Genomic DNA, 15,837 nt, shown 5'->3' with positions numbered 1-15,837 from the left:
TCCTCCAGGGGTCGAAAGATCGGCCCCTTCTCGGGATTGACCCTGACTCTCGGGCCCCTGAACGACATCGGCGGGCTCGGCCGGCTGGGCTGGCTCGACTGGACTACTGGAGCGGAGATGGGCGCTCACGAGACCCTCTCCCCAGCCCGCACCGCAATCACGGCATCACACGCCTCGATCAACTCCGGACGGTGTGCCACCACGATGACCACCCGGCCCGCCGCAGCAGCCCGGCGGAGGACCTCGATCAGGTGCTCCTGGGCGAGGCCGTCCAGGTGCGCCGTCGGTTCATCAAGGGCGAGCACCGGCGCCGGGGCGAGCAGCGCGCGCGTGAGCGCCAGCCGCTGACGCTGCCCGAGGGAGAGGCCCCAGCCGCCCTGTCCGATCCGCGTCTGCCAGCCTTGCGGTAGCGACGCGACGACGTCCGACCATCCGGTGGCGCTCGCCGCTTCGGCCAGCCTCGGGTCGTCGGCGGGACGGGTCACTGCGAGGTACTCGGCGACCGTTCCCGGTTCGATCACCGGTCGTTGCGGCACCCACGCCACCTGCTGCCACCACTGCTCGGGTGAGAGGGCCGCAACGGAGGTGACGCCGTCGGGATGCTCCACGAGAACCTCGCCCTCGTCCGGGGTGAGGGCCCCGACCAGGGTGAGCATCGCCGTCGACTTCCCTGCGCCGTTCGGGCCGGTCAGGCCCGTGACCTGCCCCGCCATGGCGCGCCCGGTCAAGCCGGACGGCGCGGCGTAGGCACGATCGTCGGCTCCCACCGTGACGGCGTTCCACCGGATCGCGTGGACTGTCGCGGGTGCGTGGCCGGTCCCGTCGGGGGGCGGCTCGGTGTCGAGGACCGCGTGCGCTCGTTCCGCGGCCGCGATGCCGTCGGCCGAGGCGTGGAAGTGGGCGCCCACCTGCCGGATCGGCAGCAGCGCCTCCGGTGCGAGGATCAGCACCGCCAGACCAGCCTCCAGGCTCACCGAACCGGTCACCAGCCGCAGACCCACCCCGACGGCGACGGCCGCGACGATCAGGCTGGCGAACAGCTCCAGCACCGCGGAGGAGGCGAATGCCACCCGCAACGTGGCCATGGTGCTACGACGAGAGGCCTGAGCCAGTGAGCGGACACGTTCCGCGGGCCCGAGCGCCCGGCCGAACGCCTGCAGCGTGGGCAGGCCCGCCAACAGGTCCAGCAGCTGGGCGCCGAGGCGCTCGGACTCCTCCAGGCGGCGGCGCGCGAAGGCTTGGGTGACCACACCGATCAGCCACATGAACACCGGAATCACCGGAAGCAGCGCCACCACGGTCACCGCCGCGGTGAGATCGAGAGTCGCCATGAGGATCAGCACCGCCGGGGTGAGGATCGCCGCCAGCAGCAGCTGCGGCAGGTACCGCACGAAGTACGGCTCCAGATCGTCCAGCCCGCGGGTGAGGCTGGTTCGCACCTCGCTTCCATGGCGAGCCAGCCAGCGGGGTCCGAGCGCAGCGGCGTGGTCGAGCACCTGGGTGCGCAGCTCGGCGATCACCCGGGTGGCGCTGCGGTGGGCGAACCGTTCCGTGGCCGCGGCCAGCACCGCCCGCAGCACCGCCAGGCCCGCCACAGCCGCCACTGCCGGGGCGACGTCAGCCCAGGTGGCGTCACCGTCGATCACCGGGGCCAGCGACCGGGCCAGCAGCACCGACGTCGCAAGCACACAGGCGGTGGTCGCCACCGTGAGCCCGGCCGTCAGCAGCATGTACGCACGCGCAGCGCGCGCCCGGGCCAGCAGCCGAGGGTCGAACGGCTTCATCGCCGGGACGCATCATCTGCCCGGGCGGGCAGACCCGTGTGCGGGGGGATGACCTCGGCCGTGAGGCGCTTGCGGAACACCCAGTAGGTCCACGCCTGGTAGCCGATCACCAGTGGGGTCAGGAAGGCCGCCACCCAGGTCATGATCGTCAGCGTGTAGGAGGTGGACGAGGCGTTCGCGATCGTCAGGGAGTTGGCCGGGTCGTTGATCGCCGGCATCACATTCGGGAACAGCGAACCGAACAGCAGCGCGACGGCCGCGGCGATCACCACCACGCTGGCCCCGAAGGCCCACCCTTCCCGGCGCGCCCGGGTGGTCGCGATCACCGCCACCAGTCCAGCGGCTGCGAGGCCGACAGCGGCCCAGGTCCACGTGTGTGCGGAGTGGCTGAGCTGGGTCCAGACCGCGAACGCTCCCGCGACCAGCGTCGTCGGCACGGCCAGCACGGCGGCGGCGCGACCGGCACGCTCGCGCATGGGGCCGGCTGTCTTGAGCGCGAGGAAGATCGCGCCGTGGGTCGCGAAGAGCATCGCGGTGGTCGCTGCTCCGAGCAGGGCGTAGGGGGAGAGGAGGTCCAGCACCGAGCTCGTCATCTGATGCTCAGGTGTGAGCTCGACCCCGCGCACCAGGTTCGCCAGCGCGAGCCCCCACCCGACGGCCGGGATCCACGACCCGAGGGTGATCGCCCAGTCCCAGCGCGCCCGCCAGACCGGGTCATCGATCTTCCCGCGGAACTCGAACGCCACCCCGCGCATGATCAGCGCGATCAGAATCAGCAGCAGCGGGAGGTAGAAGCCGGAGAACATGGTGGCGTACCACTCGGGGAAGGCAGCGAACATGGCGCCTCCGGCCACGAGCACCCACACCTCGTTCCCGTCCCACACCGGTCCGATGGTGTTGATGATGAGGCGGCGGTCGGTGTCGTTGCGGCTCAGTGGGCGCATCAACATGCCGACGCCGAAGTCGAAGCCTTCGAGCACCAGGTAGCCGAGCCAGAGCACGGCGATGAGCAGGAACCAGAGCTGGGGGAGATCCATCGGAGGTGTCCTCAGTAGGCGAAGGAGAGGGGCGAGTTCGTGCTGCCGGTGTCGTCGGCATCATCGCTGCCGCCCGCGCCGCCAGAATCGTCAGGTCCATCGGCGTCTGCGGAGGTCGGTGGCGACGTCGCTGCCACACCCGCCGCGGCATAGCGGCGCATGAGGCGGAACCACACCACGGCCAGGACCCCGTAGATCGCGGTGAACGCGGCCATCGAGGCGATCACCTCCCCGGCCACCACCGATTCGGAGACCCCGTCGGCGGTCAGCAGCCGGATGGCGTCGACCCCGTTGGGATCGGGGTTGGGGACGACCACCCAGGGTTGGCGCCCCGTCTCGGTGAAGATCCAGCCGAAGGAGGCAGCCACGAAGGGCATCGGCAGCGCGAGTAGGCACAGCCGCGCGAACCACCGGTTCTCGGTGACACGTCCCTTGCGCAGCAACCACAGCCCGGCGAGGGCCAGGGCGGCGCTGAAGGCGGCGAAGCCGATCATGAACCGGAACGACCAGTAGGTGAGGGCGAGATTGGGCTGGTAGTCCACACCCTCGCCATAGACCTGCTCGTACTCGGTCTGCAGATCCTGCACGCCCGGGAGGTAGCCGTCGAAGTCTCCCGTGCCGAGGAAGCTGGTCAGGCCCGGGACGGTGAGCACGTGGTGGACACCCTCGCAGGAGTTCGACAGGTCCCCGATGGTCAAGATCGAGAAGGCCGCACCGCTCTCACCCTCGCAGAGAGCTTCGGCGGCGGACATCTTCATCGGCTGCTGCTCGTACATCAGCTTCGCCTGCCAGTCACCGCTGGCCGCCACCCCGACTCCGGAGAGCAGGATCGTGACCATCCCGAGGATCGCCGCGGGCCGGTAGATCTCACGGGCACTCTGGTGATCCCCGCCGCGTACCGACTTCACGATCCACCAGCCGGCTACCCCGGCCACGAACGTCCCCGCCACGAGGAAGGAGGTGGCGATCGTGTGGGCGTAGGCGGCGAGAAGGGTGGTGTTGGTGAGGACGGCCCCGAAGTCGGTCATCTCGGCGCGACCGGTGACGTCGTTGTAGATCGCCCCGACCGGGTGCTGCATCCACGAGTTCGCGGCCAGAATGAAGAACGCGGAGGCATTGCTGCCGGCTGCGACGATCCAGATGCAGGCCAGGTGCACCTTCTTGGGCAGGCGATCCCAGCCGAAGATCCACAGTCCGATGAAGGTGGACTCGAGGAAGAACGCGGCCAGCCCCTCGATCGCGAGCGGTGCGCCGAAGACGTCGCCCACGAACCGGGAGTACTCGCTCCAGTTCATCCCGAACTGGAACTCCTGGACGATTCCGGTGACGACCCCCAGCGCCAGATTGATCAGCAGCAGCTTGCCGAAGAACTTCGTCAGCTTCAGCCACCGCTCACTGCCGGTGCGAACCCAGACCGTCTGCATGATCGCGACCAGCGGCGCCAGACCGATCGTGAGGGGGACGAAGATGAAGTGGTAGACGGTGACGATGGCGAACTGCCACCGCGCCAGATCCAGAGTGTCCACGAGCGCTGAGTCCTCCTCGATGTCGGTGCTTCACGGTAAGCGCGGCTGTGGCCAGCGATCCGGGACGAAGGTCCCTGCTGTGGGTGTGCCGTCACGGGCCTTGAGGGCGGCAGTGTGCGATACTTCTGCGTGGTGACCGGCTCGTTCCATACCTGCCGGGAGCCCGGTGACATCAGCACAGGTAGTTGGGGTCATGGGACACGCGCCGCCTCTGGCGGCTGGCGCGGCTCAGGACCGACCACCCGAGGACGCCCCCATGGCGTTGGATGCCACTGGCAGACGGTCAGCGCGAACACCATCGCGAGGCTCGAGCACCCAGGACTTTTTTCGAGGTGGCCACCAGGTCACCACCGAGCAGCCCCGGGCACCAGGTGGGTATGGCTGGCGCCCGCGGCCAGGGAATCCACCCGTGTCAGACGAACAGCAGAACACACCCGAAACCGCTCAGACTCAGCCGCGTAAGCGCCGGTCCCGGCGAGCCACCGCACCGGCGATGACGCCGGACGTTGCCACCGAGACCGCCCCCGTCACGGATCCGCAGACCGCGGAGAACGTGGCCGACACCGCGGCCGAGGCGCCCTCGCAGCCGGAGGCCGAGCCAACTCCCGAGCAGGAGAGCGCGCCGGCGCGCAAGCCCAGAGCCAAGCGCTCGCCCCGTCGCAAGACCACGTCCGGCTCGGCTGACTCGGTTGATGCAGCCAACCAGACCGTGACGGACAGCGACGCAGGCGGCTCCGTGCCCACCGGCGAGAGTTCCGCTGCCGTTGTGGAGGTGTCGTCGCCTAGCGCCGGTACGGAGGCTGAGAAGGTCGAGGAGCCAGGTACTCCCGACGGCGCAGCTTCAGCCGAGGGCACACAGTTGCCTGCCGAGGAGGACAAGCCCGCGCGCAAGCGCCGCAGTGGCGGCCGTCGTGCGGTCTCGACCGGCGGCACGCCGCAGCCGGTGCTGGATGTCTTTGCCGCGTTCGGTGTCACCGCAGACGAGGAGGGCGAAGCCGACGAACAGGCGAGTAGCCCTCAGATCGATCTCGACCTGCCCGAGCGGGAGACGACGGGCACGGCTGAGGACGATGCCGTTCAGGAGGCGCAGGACGACGAGGAGGAGACCGAGCCTGAGGAGGCCGCCGCCTCCGACGACGACTCTCCCCGCCTGCCGGCGACCGCGCTGCTCTTCCAGGCTCCGGACCCGTCCCGCGGTCGCCGTCGCCGGAAGGCGACCAGCGAGGCAGGGGCTCCGAAGGTGCACAGCGCGCCTGATAGCGACGCTGACGACACGGACAAGAACGCCGCCGACAGCACGGTCGAGAACGAGTCCGCCGAGGGCGGCCAGGACGAGGCGTCCTCCGACGAGCAGACTGGCGGCGGTGGCAAGCGCCGTCGTCGCCGCGGAGGCCGTGGTCGCCGTAAGTCCGGGGGCGGCCAGGACCAGGAAGATCAGGACCAGTCCGGCCAGAAGGGCGACGCTGACGACGGATCCGACTCCAGCAGGAGCGATTCGGGGGAGTCGTCCAAGAGTTCGAAGAAGAAGTCCGGTCAGGGTAAGGGCGGCTCCAAGGGATCCAAGGATTCGAAGGACTCCAAGGACGCTGACGAGGCGGACCAGGACTCCGACGCCGACTCCACTTCGGACGACTCGGGCGAGGACGGCGCGGGTGAGCAGGAGAGCTCGGGTTCGTCCCGTCGTCGTCGGCGCCGTCGCAGCCGTGGGTCGCGTGGCGGCAACGGAGAGGAAACCTCGGCCAAGGACGAGGTGACTGCACTCAAGGGGTCCACGCGGCTCGAGGCCAAGCGTCAGCGCCGCCGGGAGGGCCGGGATTCCGGTCGTCGGCGTTCGATCATCACTGAGGCCGAGTTCCTCGCGCGCCGCGAGTCGGTCGACCGCTCGATGGTGGTGCGTGAACGTGACGGCCGCACGCAGATCGCGGTGCTCGAGGACGATGTGCTCGTCGAGCACTATGTGGCGCGCAAGACCCAGAGCTCGATGGTCGGCAACGTCTACCTGGGCCGGGTGCAGAACGTGCTTCCGTCGATGGAGGCCGCCTTCGTCGACCTCGGCAAGGGGCGCAACGCCGTCCTGTACGCCGGTGAGGTGAACTGGGACGCTGCCGGCCTGGAGGGACAGCCTCGCCGTATCGAGCAGGCGCTCTCCTCCGGAGACTCCGTCTTGGTGCAGGTGACCAAGGACCCGATCGGGCACAAGGGTGCACGTCTGACGGCGCAGGTCACCCTCGCGGGCCGGTACCTGGTGCTCGTGCCGTCCGGTTCGATGACCGGCATCTCCCGCAAGCTGCCCGACACCGAACGCCAGCGGCTGAAGAAGCTTCTCAAGGAGATCGTGCCCGAGGGACAGGGCGTCATCGTGCGGACGGCCGCCGAGGGTGCGAGTGAGGATGCGCTGCGCCGCGACGTCGAACGCCTCACCAAGCAATGGGACGACATCCAGACCAAGGTCGGTCGCAAGTCCATCAGCGCCCCGGTGCTCCTCAAGGGTGAGCCAGAGCTCTCCACCCGGGTGGTCCGGGACGTCTTCAACGAGGACTTCAAGCAGCTCGTCGTCGCTGGCGACGAGGCGTGGAAGACGATCTCCGACTATGTCGGCACCGTCGCACCGGACCTGAGTGAACGCCTCAGCCACTGGACTTCCACCAAGGACGTCTTCGCCGAGTACCGGATCGACGAACAGCTCGCCAAGGGCATGGACCGCAAGGTCTGGCTGCCCTCCGGTGGGTCGCTCGTGATCGACCGGACCGAGGCAATGACGGTGGTCGACGTCAACACCGGGAAGTTCACCGGATCCGGCGGCACGCTGGAGGAGACCGTCACCAAGAACAACCTGGAGGCGGCCGAGGAGATCGTGCGCCAGCTGCGGCTGCGCGACATCGGCGGCATCATCGTCGTCGACTTCATCGACATGGTGCTCGAGGCCAACCGTGACCTGGTGATGCGACGCCTCGTGGAGTGCCTGGGCCGGGACCGCACCCGCCACCAGGTGGCCGAGGTGACCTCGCTGGGTCTGGTACAGATGACCCGCAAGCGCGTCGGCCAGGGGCTGGTCGAGGCTTTCAGCGAGACCTGTGAGCACTGCAACGGCCGCGGTTTCCTCGTGCACTCCGAGCCGGTGGAGTCTTCTGGCGGCGGTGGTGGTGGTGGTAAGGGCAACGGGAACGGCAATGGTGGCGGCTCATCCGAGGCGTCCTCGCGGCCTTCCCGACGGCGTAAGAGCCGTTCCGAGAAGGCCTCGCCCGAGCCTGAGATCGACCCGGAGAAGCAGGCTCAGGTACGTGCCACCCTCGCCACGATCGCGGCCGCGGCTGCGCACGCGCATGAGCACGAGCAGCATCACGAGGACGACGACAACGCCGGCACGCCCTCGGCTCCGGTCGCTGCCGACTCGGATGTGTCTGGCTCGGAGGCCTCCGGCAAGGAATCTGGTCAGGCTACGGAGTCCGGCGAGTCGGCAGTTCCGAAAGGGGACGATGCTGAGTCTGCATCTCCGAAAGGAGATGGTGCACAGTCCGCAGCTCCGAAAGGAGACGGCGCCGAGTCCGCAGCCCCCCAAGGGGACGGCGCTGGGACGAGCATTGCGCAGGTGGATGCCGTGGACCCGCCGAGCGCGGAAGCAGTAGCCGAGCCGGCACAGCCGGTGAGTCACGCTGAGGTTCTTGTGGAGCCCGTGCCTTCGGCTGAGGAGGAGCCCGCGCAGTAGGTTGCTCGCTGACCTCAGCGCCGGGCGGGGCGCACCATCCGGCGCTCCCACACCCATCGCACGAGCACGGGGAGGGCGGCGGCGACTGCGAGCAGAAGCAGTCCCGCCGTCGCCACGCGCCAGCCCCACAGCGTGAGTGGTGCGATCAGCACCGCCCAGAACGCGAGGATTAGCAACCCCCGCCCAGCGGGGCCACGCGAGCGTGCCGACGATGACGGCGTGCCGTCGGCGAACACGTCATCGCTGACCGTCACCCGTTCCGCCCGCGTGTCCGACAGGCTCAGACCCGCCTCCCGCGCGAAGCCGGCGAGCGCCGTCAGATCCCCATCGGGCACCCAGGAATCCAGCGGCAGCACAGTTCGCCACTGCCCGGTGCGCCCGACGAGTGCCACTGCCCACGTGCCCTGGTCGTCCATCAGCCGGTGCAGGGCCACCACACCCGGTTCAGTCTGACCCGGACCCGAGCACCACGCCTCGTGACCGCCGGGCCCGCGGATGCCCACGTCACGGCCATCGAACAGGAGCGCTGCCCGGGAGGCGAACGCTCGCGTCACTCCAGCCGAGGCCCCGGGCCGGTACACGGCCACAGGTCGCCACTGCCGCCGGTCCCGAAGCCGCTCCAGCAGCGCCCAGGCCCACGGCTCCACCACAGCCAGCACGGCCCACAGCGCGCACAACCGCACGAACCAGGTCTCGGCCAGCAGATAGGCGCCACCGATTCCGGCGATCCCGATCGCCCACGGCGCCGGTCCGCGCACGATGGAGTTCACCGGTGAGGAAGGCCCGGTATCGCCGCGCCACCGCTTGTACCGCTTCAGGCGCCGCTTGAACGCCGCGGCCGGCCGTGCCGCGCGCCCACGATAAGGCTGCAGGTGGGGAGCTGGCCGGATCAGGTCCACGACCGGTTGTGGGTTGAACGCCATGCTGCCAGGAACCGCCTCCGGGAAGCGCACGGTCGCTCCGGTGGGCTGGGTTCCCGAACGCTTGCGGTCATCACCCTCCGGTGGTCGGGCGTTGGGCGGGTGTAGCACCCCGCGGCGCAACGGCACGTCGAGCATTGCCACTCCGGCGCCGAAGCCGCCGAGCTCGAGGGTGCGAACCAGCAGGTCCCGTCCACGCAAGGGACCGCCCGCCGGTGCGGTGGATCGCTCCTGCGCGATCACGTACTTCGGCTGCACCAGCCAGTCGGCCACCGCGATGGCACCGAGGCTGTGCCCGGAGGCAGAGCAGAAGTGCAGCACCCCCAGCTCGTCCCATCCCGGGATGCGGGCAAAGCGCTCAGCGGGATCGTAGGGAGCCAGCACGTCCCGTACCGGCGGCGGCACCACGTGCAGCACCATCGCGATCGGCTCGGTCTCACCGATCACCCGGGTTCCGCCGCTGTGGATGATCTCCACCCGGCCAGGGGTGAAGATCACGCGTGCTTGCCGGGCCCACCGGCGCTGCGGAGCGGCCCGGGCAGCCGGTCGTAGTTCGATCCGACCCAGCGCCGGTGGCACCGGTGGCATCGCCGGCCGTTCGAAGTCCCAGACTGCGGCGGTGAACACGTGGGCGAGGTGCTCGGCGGTGTTCGCCGTCTCGGCCATGAACCCTGCCAGCATTACCCGGTGCAGGCCGCCGGCCGGTGCGTGGTGACTCGGCGGCAGTTGCTCGGCTGCTCGGCCCACGTCGTGGCGCACGACCTGCAACGCATCACCGAACCCGTAGACCGGCTCCACCTCGCCGAGTACATCTGGTGGCTGCGTCCCGACCGGGGCCTGCGTGGTCAGTGACGTCTCGCCCCACGACGGCAGACTGGGCCCGGCCAAGGTGGTGCGCTCGGCTGCAGAAAGCTGCCAGCCGCTGAGCCGCTCCTGGCCAAGATCGAGCGAGGCGTCCAGGGAGGTGAAGGCCGCGCGTAGTTCATCCTGCTCAGGTGGCAGCACGGTGAGCAGTTCAGCCACCGCCGTGCGAGCGCGGGCCACCCCGGTGCGCGCCTGCTCGAACGGGTCGCCACCACGGGCCACGAGCAACTGTGTTGCGGTGTGCGGGCGGGCGGGGCGGGGCAGATCGGTCATCGTGGTCTCAACGTAGCGTCCACCGTCGGGTGTGCCGGCCCTTGCAGGTGGGGAGAACACCCCGTCGGGGTGCTCCTGCGCGGTCAGGGCAGCCCAAGGCCGGGCCGGTCAGGCTGAGGCCAGCAGTCGCGGCTGCCACCGCTCCTCCTGCACTGCCCCGTCGGCAGCGCGCACCACCCGATAGGCGGCCACGTCGCGCCGTTCGGCGACCACCTCGGCCAGGTCGGTGCCTTCGTAGACCAGGCCCACGCCGTCGTCGGTGCAGTGTGTCTCGCCCAGGACCCCACTGCCCACCAGCTCATGCACGAGCGGCCGACGGCGGGACTCGCTGTCGTAGTGCACACCGTTGGCGTAGGGCAGCAGGCCCAGACCGTTGGTGACCGGCCGCAGACCGGGACCGAAGGAGTCGGTGGTGCCGCCGGTGAACCAGCAGATCGAACCCGCGCTGACTCCGGCGAGCACCACACCGGCATCCCACACACGGCGGAAGATCTCGTCGAGGCCGTGTACGCGCCAGACCGCGAGCAGGTTGGCGACCGACCCGCCATCCACCCAGACCACGTCCTGTGCGAGCAGGTGCGCCTCGATGTCAGCCACGTTCGGCATCGTGAACAGCCGCAGGGCGCTGACGTCGAAGCCCGCTACCCGGCCCGCCTCATGCATCGATGCGATCCGCCAGTCCTGATCGCCGCTGGCCGTGCCCAGATAGGTCAGGCGCGGTGTGCGCCCGTGCACGCCGGAGCGGTCAACGGCGTGGTGGACGAGGGCGTTGAACTCCAGCCGACTGCGCTGCCCGGGGCGGTAGCCGCCAGAGGTGGCAACGATGGTGGGGACTGATGCGGGCACGCGCAACTCCTGCTTGGTGTGGATGCCGGGAACTGGGATGAAGCCTACGGCGGCGCAGCGCTCGTGCGGGCGGGATGGAATTGACGGTCCTAGTGCCAAGTGGGCTCGTAGAGACAAACTGAGGCGGTATGACCGTCGTAATCTGCCGACGGACCGCTGGCACGTCGAGAGAGGTCCAGGTCACGTGCGTGTGGTTTGCCCATCGGGGTGGCTGTCGCGTAATCTAGGGCGTCGGTGCGTGAGCACCGTCTCCCGTGCGTGCCTACGCTGGCGCCGGCCGTAAGTTGCACAACGCACATGCGTTGATGCACGGCGGACACGGCAGCCGAGTTTGCACGGGCGCCCCCAGCAGTCTGACGACAGAGATGAGCAAGAACGTGGTGTACGCGATCGTGAAGGCCGGCGGCCGGCAGGAGAAGGTGTCCGTCGGCGACATCGTCGTCGTGGACCGGGTCTCCGGGGACGCTGGCGACTCCGTGGAGCTCCGGCCCGTCCTGCTCGTCGACGGTGACAAGGTCACCTCCGACGCCAAGGCGCTGGAGAAGGTGACGGTGACGGCGGAAATCGTCCGGAACGACAAGGGCCCGAAGATCACCATTTTGAAGTACAAGAACAAGACCGGGTACCGCAAGCGCCAGGGGCACCGCCAGAAGCTGACCCGCCTCAAGGTCACCGGAATCAAGTAACCGTCGTTCCCGTGAGGGATCAGCGGTAGGGACACGAACGAGAAAGGGTCACCCATGGCACACAAGAAGGGCGCCAGCTCCTCCCGGAACGGTCGCGACTCCAACGCCCAGCGGCTTGGTGTGAAGCGTTTCGGCGGCCAGGACGTCAAGGCCGGCGAGATCATCGTCCGCCAGCGCGGCACGCACTTCCACCCGGGCCAGAACGTGGGACGCGGTGGCGATGACACGCTCTTCGCCCTGCAGCCGGGCGCCGTCCAGTTCGGGCAGCGTCGTGGCCGCAAGGTCGTCGACGTGGTCGCGGCTGAGGTCTGAGCACGATCTCGACGGCGGGGGCGCAGCGGCTGAGTCGCTGTGCCCCCGCCGTCTTTTCATGACGGCGCACCGGCGTCGTCGGCACTGAAGGGGAAGACCATGGCGAGCTTCATCGACCGGGTCGTGCTGCACGTGCGCGGCGGTGACGGCGGGCACGGCTGTGCCTCGGTCCGGCGAGAGAAGTTCAAGCCGCTCGGCGGCCCGGACGGAGCCAATGGTGGCTCCGGGGGTGACGTCGTGCTCGTCGTCGACCCGCAGGTCACCACCTTGCTCGATTACCACCACCTCCCGCACCGGCGCGCCGAGAACGGTACGCAGGGCATGGGTGACATGCGCACGGGCAAGATCGGGCATGCTCTCGAGCTCCCGGTTCCCGACGGCACCGTGGTCAAGACCACCGACGGTCAGGTGCTCGCCGACCTCGTGGGCGCAGGAACTCGCTTCGTTGCCGCCGAGGGCGGCCGCGGCGGGCTGGGCAACGCTGCTCTCGCCTCGCCCAAGCGGAAGGCACCGGGCTTCGCCCTGCTGGGTGAGCCGGGGCGTGAACGCGATCTCGTCCTCGAGCTCAAGACGGTCGCCGATGTCGCCCTCGTGGGCTACCCCAGCGCCGGCAAGTCCTCGTTGATCGCCGCGATCTCGGCTGCGCGCCCGAAGATCGCGGACTATCCGTTCACCACCCTGGTCCCCAACCTCGGCGTGGTCCAGGCCGGATCGCAACGCTTCACCGTGGCCGATGTGCCCGGGCTGATCCCGGGCGCGAGCGAAGGCAAGGGCCTGGGGCTGCAGTTCCTGCGCCACATCGAACGCTGCGCCGTGATCGTGCACGTACTCGACTGCGCCACCCTCGAGCCGGGCCGGGATCCGATCAGCGACCTCGACGTGATCGAGGCTGAACTCGCGGCCTACCAGGCTGACCTCGACGTCGGCGACGGGCATGTGCCGCTCGCCGAGCGGCCTCGGCTGGTGGTGCTCAACAAGATCGACGTTCCCGAAGCCCGCGACCTCGCCGAGATGGTCCGCCCCGATCTGGAGCAGCGTGGGCTACAGGTGATGGAGATCTCGACGGCGTCCCATGAGGGATTGCGCCCGCTCACCTTTGCCCTGGCCGAGCTGGTCACGGCCGCCCGTGAGGCGGCGCCTCAGCCGGAACGGACGCCCACCGTGCTGCGGCCGCGCGCCGTGGACGACGCCGGCTTCACCGTGACGCGCCGTCAGAGCGATCACGTGTACTACCTCGTGCGCGGGGACAAGCCCGAGCGATGGGTGCGCCAGACCGACTTCGCCAACGACGAGGCCGTCGGCTACCTCGCCGACCGCCTCGCCCGGCTCGGGGTGGAGGAAGAACTCTTCCGGGCCGGCGCTCAGGCGGGCGACGAGGTCGTGATCGGGGACGGACCAGACGGCGTCGTCTTCGACTGGGAGCCGACCATGGCCGTCGGTGCCGAGCTGCTCGCCGGCCCGCGCGGCAGCGACCTGCGCCTTGAGGAGCACCACCGGCCCACTCGCGCCGAGAAGCGGGAGGCGTTCCACGAGAAGATGGACGCCAAGGCCGCTGCGCGGGACGAGTTGTGGGCCGAAGGTGAGGACTCCGGACCCGTGCTCTGGGAGGAGCCCGACGAGGAGGATGACGGAGGGCACAGGTGAGCCCCGCCGTCGTGGACCGTTCCGCCTTTGCCGACCCGGCGCGTGCGGCACGCATCGTGGTCAAGGTGGGGTCGTCGTCGTTGACCGATGACGAGGGACGCCTGGACGTGGGGCGCCTGACCGCCCTGGTGGACGTGCTCGCCGCGCGGATCGCCGACGGCGGACAGGTCACCCTGGTCTCCTCGGGAGCCATCGCCTCGGCACTGACCGTCCTGGGACTGACTGGCCGGCCGAAGGATCTGGCCACGGCGCAGGCCGCGGCGAGCGTGGGCCAGGGACTGCTGATGGCCCACTACACGCGAGCCTTCGCCGCACACGGACGCCACGTCGGGCAGGTGCTGCTCACCGTCGAGGACGTCGTGCGTCAGGGGCACTACCGCAACGCTCAGCGCGCGCTCAACCGCCTGCTCGACCTCGGCGTGGTGCCCATCGTGAACGAGAACGACACTGTGGCCACCCATGAGATCCGGTTCGGCGACAACGACCGGGTGGCCGCGCTGGTGGCACACCTGACCCACGCCGACGCACTGCTGCTGCTCAGCGACGTCGACGCCCTCTACGACGGTCCTCCCACCCGCCCCGGATCACGCCGGATCGCTCGGGTCGAGAGCCGAGCGGACCTGGCCGGGGTGGAGATCTCCGCGCCCGGAAGCGTTGTGGGGACCGGCGGGATGGTCACCAAGGTCGAGGCGGCCACGATCGCCACCGGGTCGGGCGTTCCGGTGGTGCTCACCTCGGCCGCCAGCGCCGCCGCCGCACTCGCTGGTGAGGACGTCGGAACCTGGTTCGCGCCCACCGGGCGGCGAATCCAGACCCGCCGCCTGTGGCTCGCCCACGCTGCCCGCACCCGCGGACGCGTGGTGATCGATGCCGGAGCGGTCCGGGCGATCACCACCGGGAAGAAGTCGCTGCTCGCTGCCGGAGTGGTCGGAGTCGAGGGCAGCTTCGAGGCAGGTGACCCGATCGAGGTCGCCGGCCCTGAGGGCGTGGTCGTGGCACGTGGGCTGGTGGGCTACTCGGCCGAGGAACTGCCGGACCGGATGGGGCGGCGCTCGGAGGAGCTCGCGCGATCGCACGGCGACGCCTCGGTGCGCGCCGTGGTGCACCGAGATGATCTCGTCCAGGTGCGGCCGCGCTGAGACCTTCTGCGAAGCGGATGTATCACGCCAGCGGTTGTGCGCACCTGAACAAGCGTGAAGAGTACTCCCATCATGGATCGAACAGCGCAGCAGACGGTGTGGGCCACCGCCGCTGAGCACTACCGCCGATGGCGGGCGGGCTCACCCACGGCGATGGACGAGCTCGTCCGCTGCCTGACCCCCGTGCTCTGGCAAGTGGTACGAGCCCAGCGGCTCGACGCCGAGACTGCCTCCGACGTCGTGCAGACCACCTGGCTCGCACTGGTGCGCCGGCCCGATGCAGTCCGCGAGCCCGAGGCCGTCGGAAGCTGGTTGGTGACGACGGCGCGGCGAGAGGCCTGGCGGGTGGTCAAGGCCGGTGCACGGACCGAGCTGATGGAGGAACTGCCCGAGACTGGTGAAGGTCATTCGGCAGAGCAGGAAGCCACGACCCGATGGCTGGACCGGTTGCTGTGGCGGTCGGTCTCCCAGCTCTCGCAGCGGTGCCAGCGGCTGCTGCGGGTGGCGGCCTTCCTGGACCGGCCGAACTACCGGAATCTGGCCGGTGAGCTGGATATGCCGGTCGGGAGCATCGGGCCCACCCGGGCACGGTGCCTGGCACGACTACGGACATTGTTGGCAGCAGAGGGGGTTGACCATGCGTGAGGGTGGCGAGGGACGGACGCCGGTGAGGTGGCCTGCCGAGGATGAGACGATGCGGGCCCTGAAGGAGATGTGGGAACGCGCAGACCCGGTGCCGGAGGGACTGGTGGATGCGCTCATCGCAGCAGTCGCGGCCGAGGACCTCGACGCTGAGCTGCTCACGCTGCAGCCGGCGCAGCTGGCCGACGTGCGCGGCGAGGTAGCCCAGGTGCTGGAGTTCACCTCCGACAGCCTCACGCTCGTGGTACGGCTGGGACAGGACGACGACGGCTCCCGCCGGGTGGACGGCTGGGCCGAAGGTATCCGCGAGGTGGCGCTCGTGAACGAGGAATGGTCCCGGACGGCGCGAGTGAGCGCCGCGGGACGGTTCGAGTTCGACAAGGTGCCCTCCGGGCCGGTACGACTACGACTACGTTCCGACGAAGGTGCGTACCTGACTCCAGGATTCGAGGTATGAG

The 15,837-nt window shown here is 69.6% G+C and carries 12 protein-coding genes; 7 read left to right on the top strand and 5 right to left on the bottom strand.

All coding sequences use genetic code 11. The features are described 5' to 3' along the window. Positions 1–125: 125 nt before the first annotated feature. The 3 genes from cydD to IM660_RS12255 are packed head-to-tail and all read right to left on the bottom strand — an operon-like array spanning position 126 to position 4,347. On the bottom strand, positions 126–1,784 hold the full coding sequence (gene cydD, locus IM660_RS12265) for a thiol reductant ABC exporter subunit CydD (protein ID WP_193495860.1): 1,659 nt from the start codon (positions 1,782–1,784) through the stop codon (positions 126–128). After that, positions 1,781–2,821: a cytochrome d ubiquinol oxidase subunit II gene (gene cydB, locus IM660_RS12260; protein ID WP_193495859.1), complete on the bottom strand. Its 1,041-nt coding sequence runs from the start codon at positions 2,819–2,821 to the stop codon at positions 1,781–1,783. The genes cydD and cydB overlap by 4 nt, the downstream gene beginning before the upstream one ends. A gap of 11 nt (positions 2,822–2,832) precedes the next feature. Further along, positions 2,833–4,347, bottom strand: coding sequence for a cytochrome ubiquinol oxidase subunit I (locus IM660_RS12255; RefSeq protein WP_193495857.1), 1,515 nt, complete (start codon positions 4,345–4,347; stop codon positions 2,833–2,835). A 409-nt stretch (positions 4,348–4,756) separates the two neighbouring features. Here IM660_RS12255 and IM660_RS12250 point away from each other — a divergent pair, with 409 nt between their 5' ends. After that, positions 4,757–8,053, top strand: coding sequence for an Rne/Rng family ribonuclease (locus tag IM660_RS12250; protein WP_246464929.1), 3,297 nt, complete (start codon positions 4,757–4,759; stop codon positions 8,051–8,053). Between the two features lie 14 nt (positions 8,054–8,067). Here the strand turns inward: IM660_RS12250 and IM660_RS12245 are convergent, their stop codons facing one another. After that, complete coding sequence (locus IM660_RS12245) at positions 8,068–10,110, bottom strand: hypothetical protein (RefSeq protein ID WP_193495855.1); 2,043 nt, start codon at positions 10,108–10,110, stop codon at positions 8,068–8,070. Positions 10,111–10,218: 108 nt separating this feature from the next. Then, positions 10,219–10,956: a Type 1 glutamine amidotransferase-like domain-containing protein gene (locus IM660_RS12240; protein WP_193495854.1), complete on the bottom strand. Its 738-nt coding sequence runs from the start codon at positions 10,954–10,956 to the stop codon at positions 10,219–10,221. Positions 10,957–11,321: 365 nt separating this feature from the next. On the opposite strand from IM660_RS12240, the gene rplU reads away from it, so the two are divergent. From rplU to IM660_RS12210, 6 genes are all read left to right on the top strand, one after another. Beyond that, on the top strand, positions 11,322–11,642 hold the full coding sequence (gene rplU / locus IM660_RS12235) for a 50S ribosomal protein L21 (protein ID WP_193495852.1): 321 nt from the start codon (positions 11,322–11,324) through the stop codon (positions 11,640–11,642). A gap of 54 nt (positions 11,643–11,696) precedes the next feature. Beyond that, positions 11,697–11,954: a 50S ribosomal protein L27 gene (gene rpmA, locus IM660_RS12230; protein WP_159622017.1), complete on the top strand. Its 258-nt coding sequence runs from the start codon at positions 11,697–11,699 to the stop codon at positions 11,952–11,954. Positions 11,955–12,053: 99 nt separating this feature from the next. Next, the gene (gene obgE / locus IM660_RS12225; protein ID WP_193495850.1) at positions 12,054–13,598 is read left to right on the top strand and encodes a GTPase ObgE; all 1,545 of its coding nucleotides are present in this window, start codon (positions 12,054–12,056) and stop codon (positions 13,596–13,598) included. Further along, positions 13,595–14,737 carry a glutamate 5-kinase gene (gene proB, locus IM660_RS12220; protein ID WP_210768970.1) on the top strand — a complete coding sequence of 381 codons (1,143 nt, stop codon included), beginning with the start codon at positions 13,595–13,597 and terminating at the stop codon, positions 14,735–14,737. The genes obgE and proB overlap by 4 nt, the downstream gene beginning before the upstream one ends. 72 nt (positions 14,738–14,809) lie before the next feature. Then, positions 14,810–15,382, top strand: coding sequence for an RNA polymerase sigma factor (locus IM660_RS12215; RefSeq protein WP_159622019.1), 573 nt, complete (start codon positions 14,810–14,812; stop codon positions 15,380–15,382). A gap of 49 nt (positions 15,383–15,431) precedes the next feature. Continuing rightward, positions 15,432–15,836: a hypothetical protein gene (locus tag IM660_RS12210; RefSeq protein ID WP_193495848.1), complete on the top strand. Its 405-nt coding sequence runs from the start codon at positions 15,432–15,434 to the stop codon at positions 15,834–15,836. Position 15,837 lies beyond the last annotated feature (1 nt).

The sequence above is a fragment of the Ruania alkalisoli genome, from assembly GCF_014960965.1.
GTDB classification, from domain to species: Bacteria; Actinomycetota; Actinomycetes; order Actinomycetales; family Beutenbergiaceae; genus Ruania; species Ruania alkalisoli.
This window is presented reverse-complemented; position numbering and strand designations above follow the sequence as displayed.

What these genes read in the sequence shown, in the direction of transcription:
- IM660_RS12215 (WP_159622019.1), top strand. Translation starts at nt 14,810, where the DNA reads ATGGATCGAACAGCGCAGCAGACGGTGTGGGCCACCGCCGCTGAGCAC.
- rplU (WP_193495852.1), top strand. Translation starts at nt 11,322, where the DNA reads ATGAGCAAGAACGTGGTGTACGCGATCGTGAAGGCCGGCGGCCGGCAG.
- IM660_RS12245 (WP_193495855.1), bottom strand. Translation starts at nt 10,110, where the DNA reads ATGACCGATCTGCCCCGCCCCGCCCGCCCGCACACCGCAACACAGTTG.
- rpmA (WP_159622017.1), top strand. Translation starts at nt 11,697, where the DNA reads ATGGCACACAAGAAGGGCGCCAGCTCCTCCCGGAACGGTCGCGACTCC.
- obgE (WP_193495850.1), top strand. Translation starts at nt 12,054, where the DNA reads ATGGCGAGCTTCATCGACCGGGTCGTGCTGCACGTGCGCGGCGGTGAC.
- cydB (WP_193495859.1), bottom strand. Translation starts at nt 2,821, where the DNA reads ATGGATCTCCCCCAGCTCTGGTTCCTGCTCATCGCCGTGCTCTGGCTC.
- cydD (WP_193495860.1), bottom strand. Translation starts at nt 1,784, where the DNA reads ATGAAGCCGTTCGACCCTCGGCTGCTGGCCCGGGCGCGCGCTGCGCGT.
- IM660_RS12210 (WP_193495848.1), top strand. Translation starts at nt 15,432, where the DNA reads ATGCGGGCCCTGAAGGAGATGTGGGAACGCGCAGACCCGGTGCCGGAG.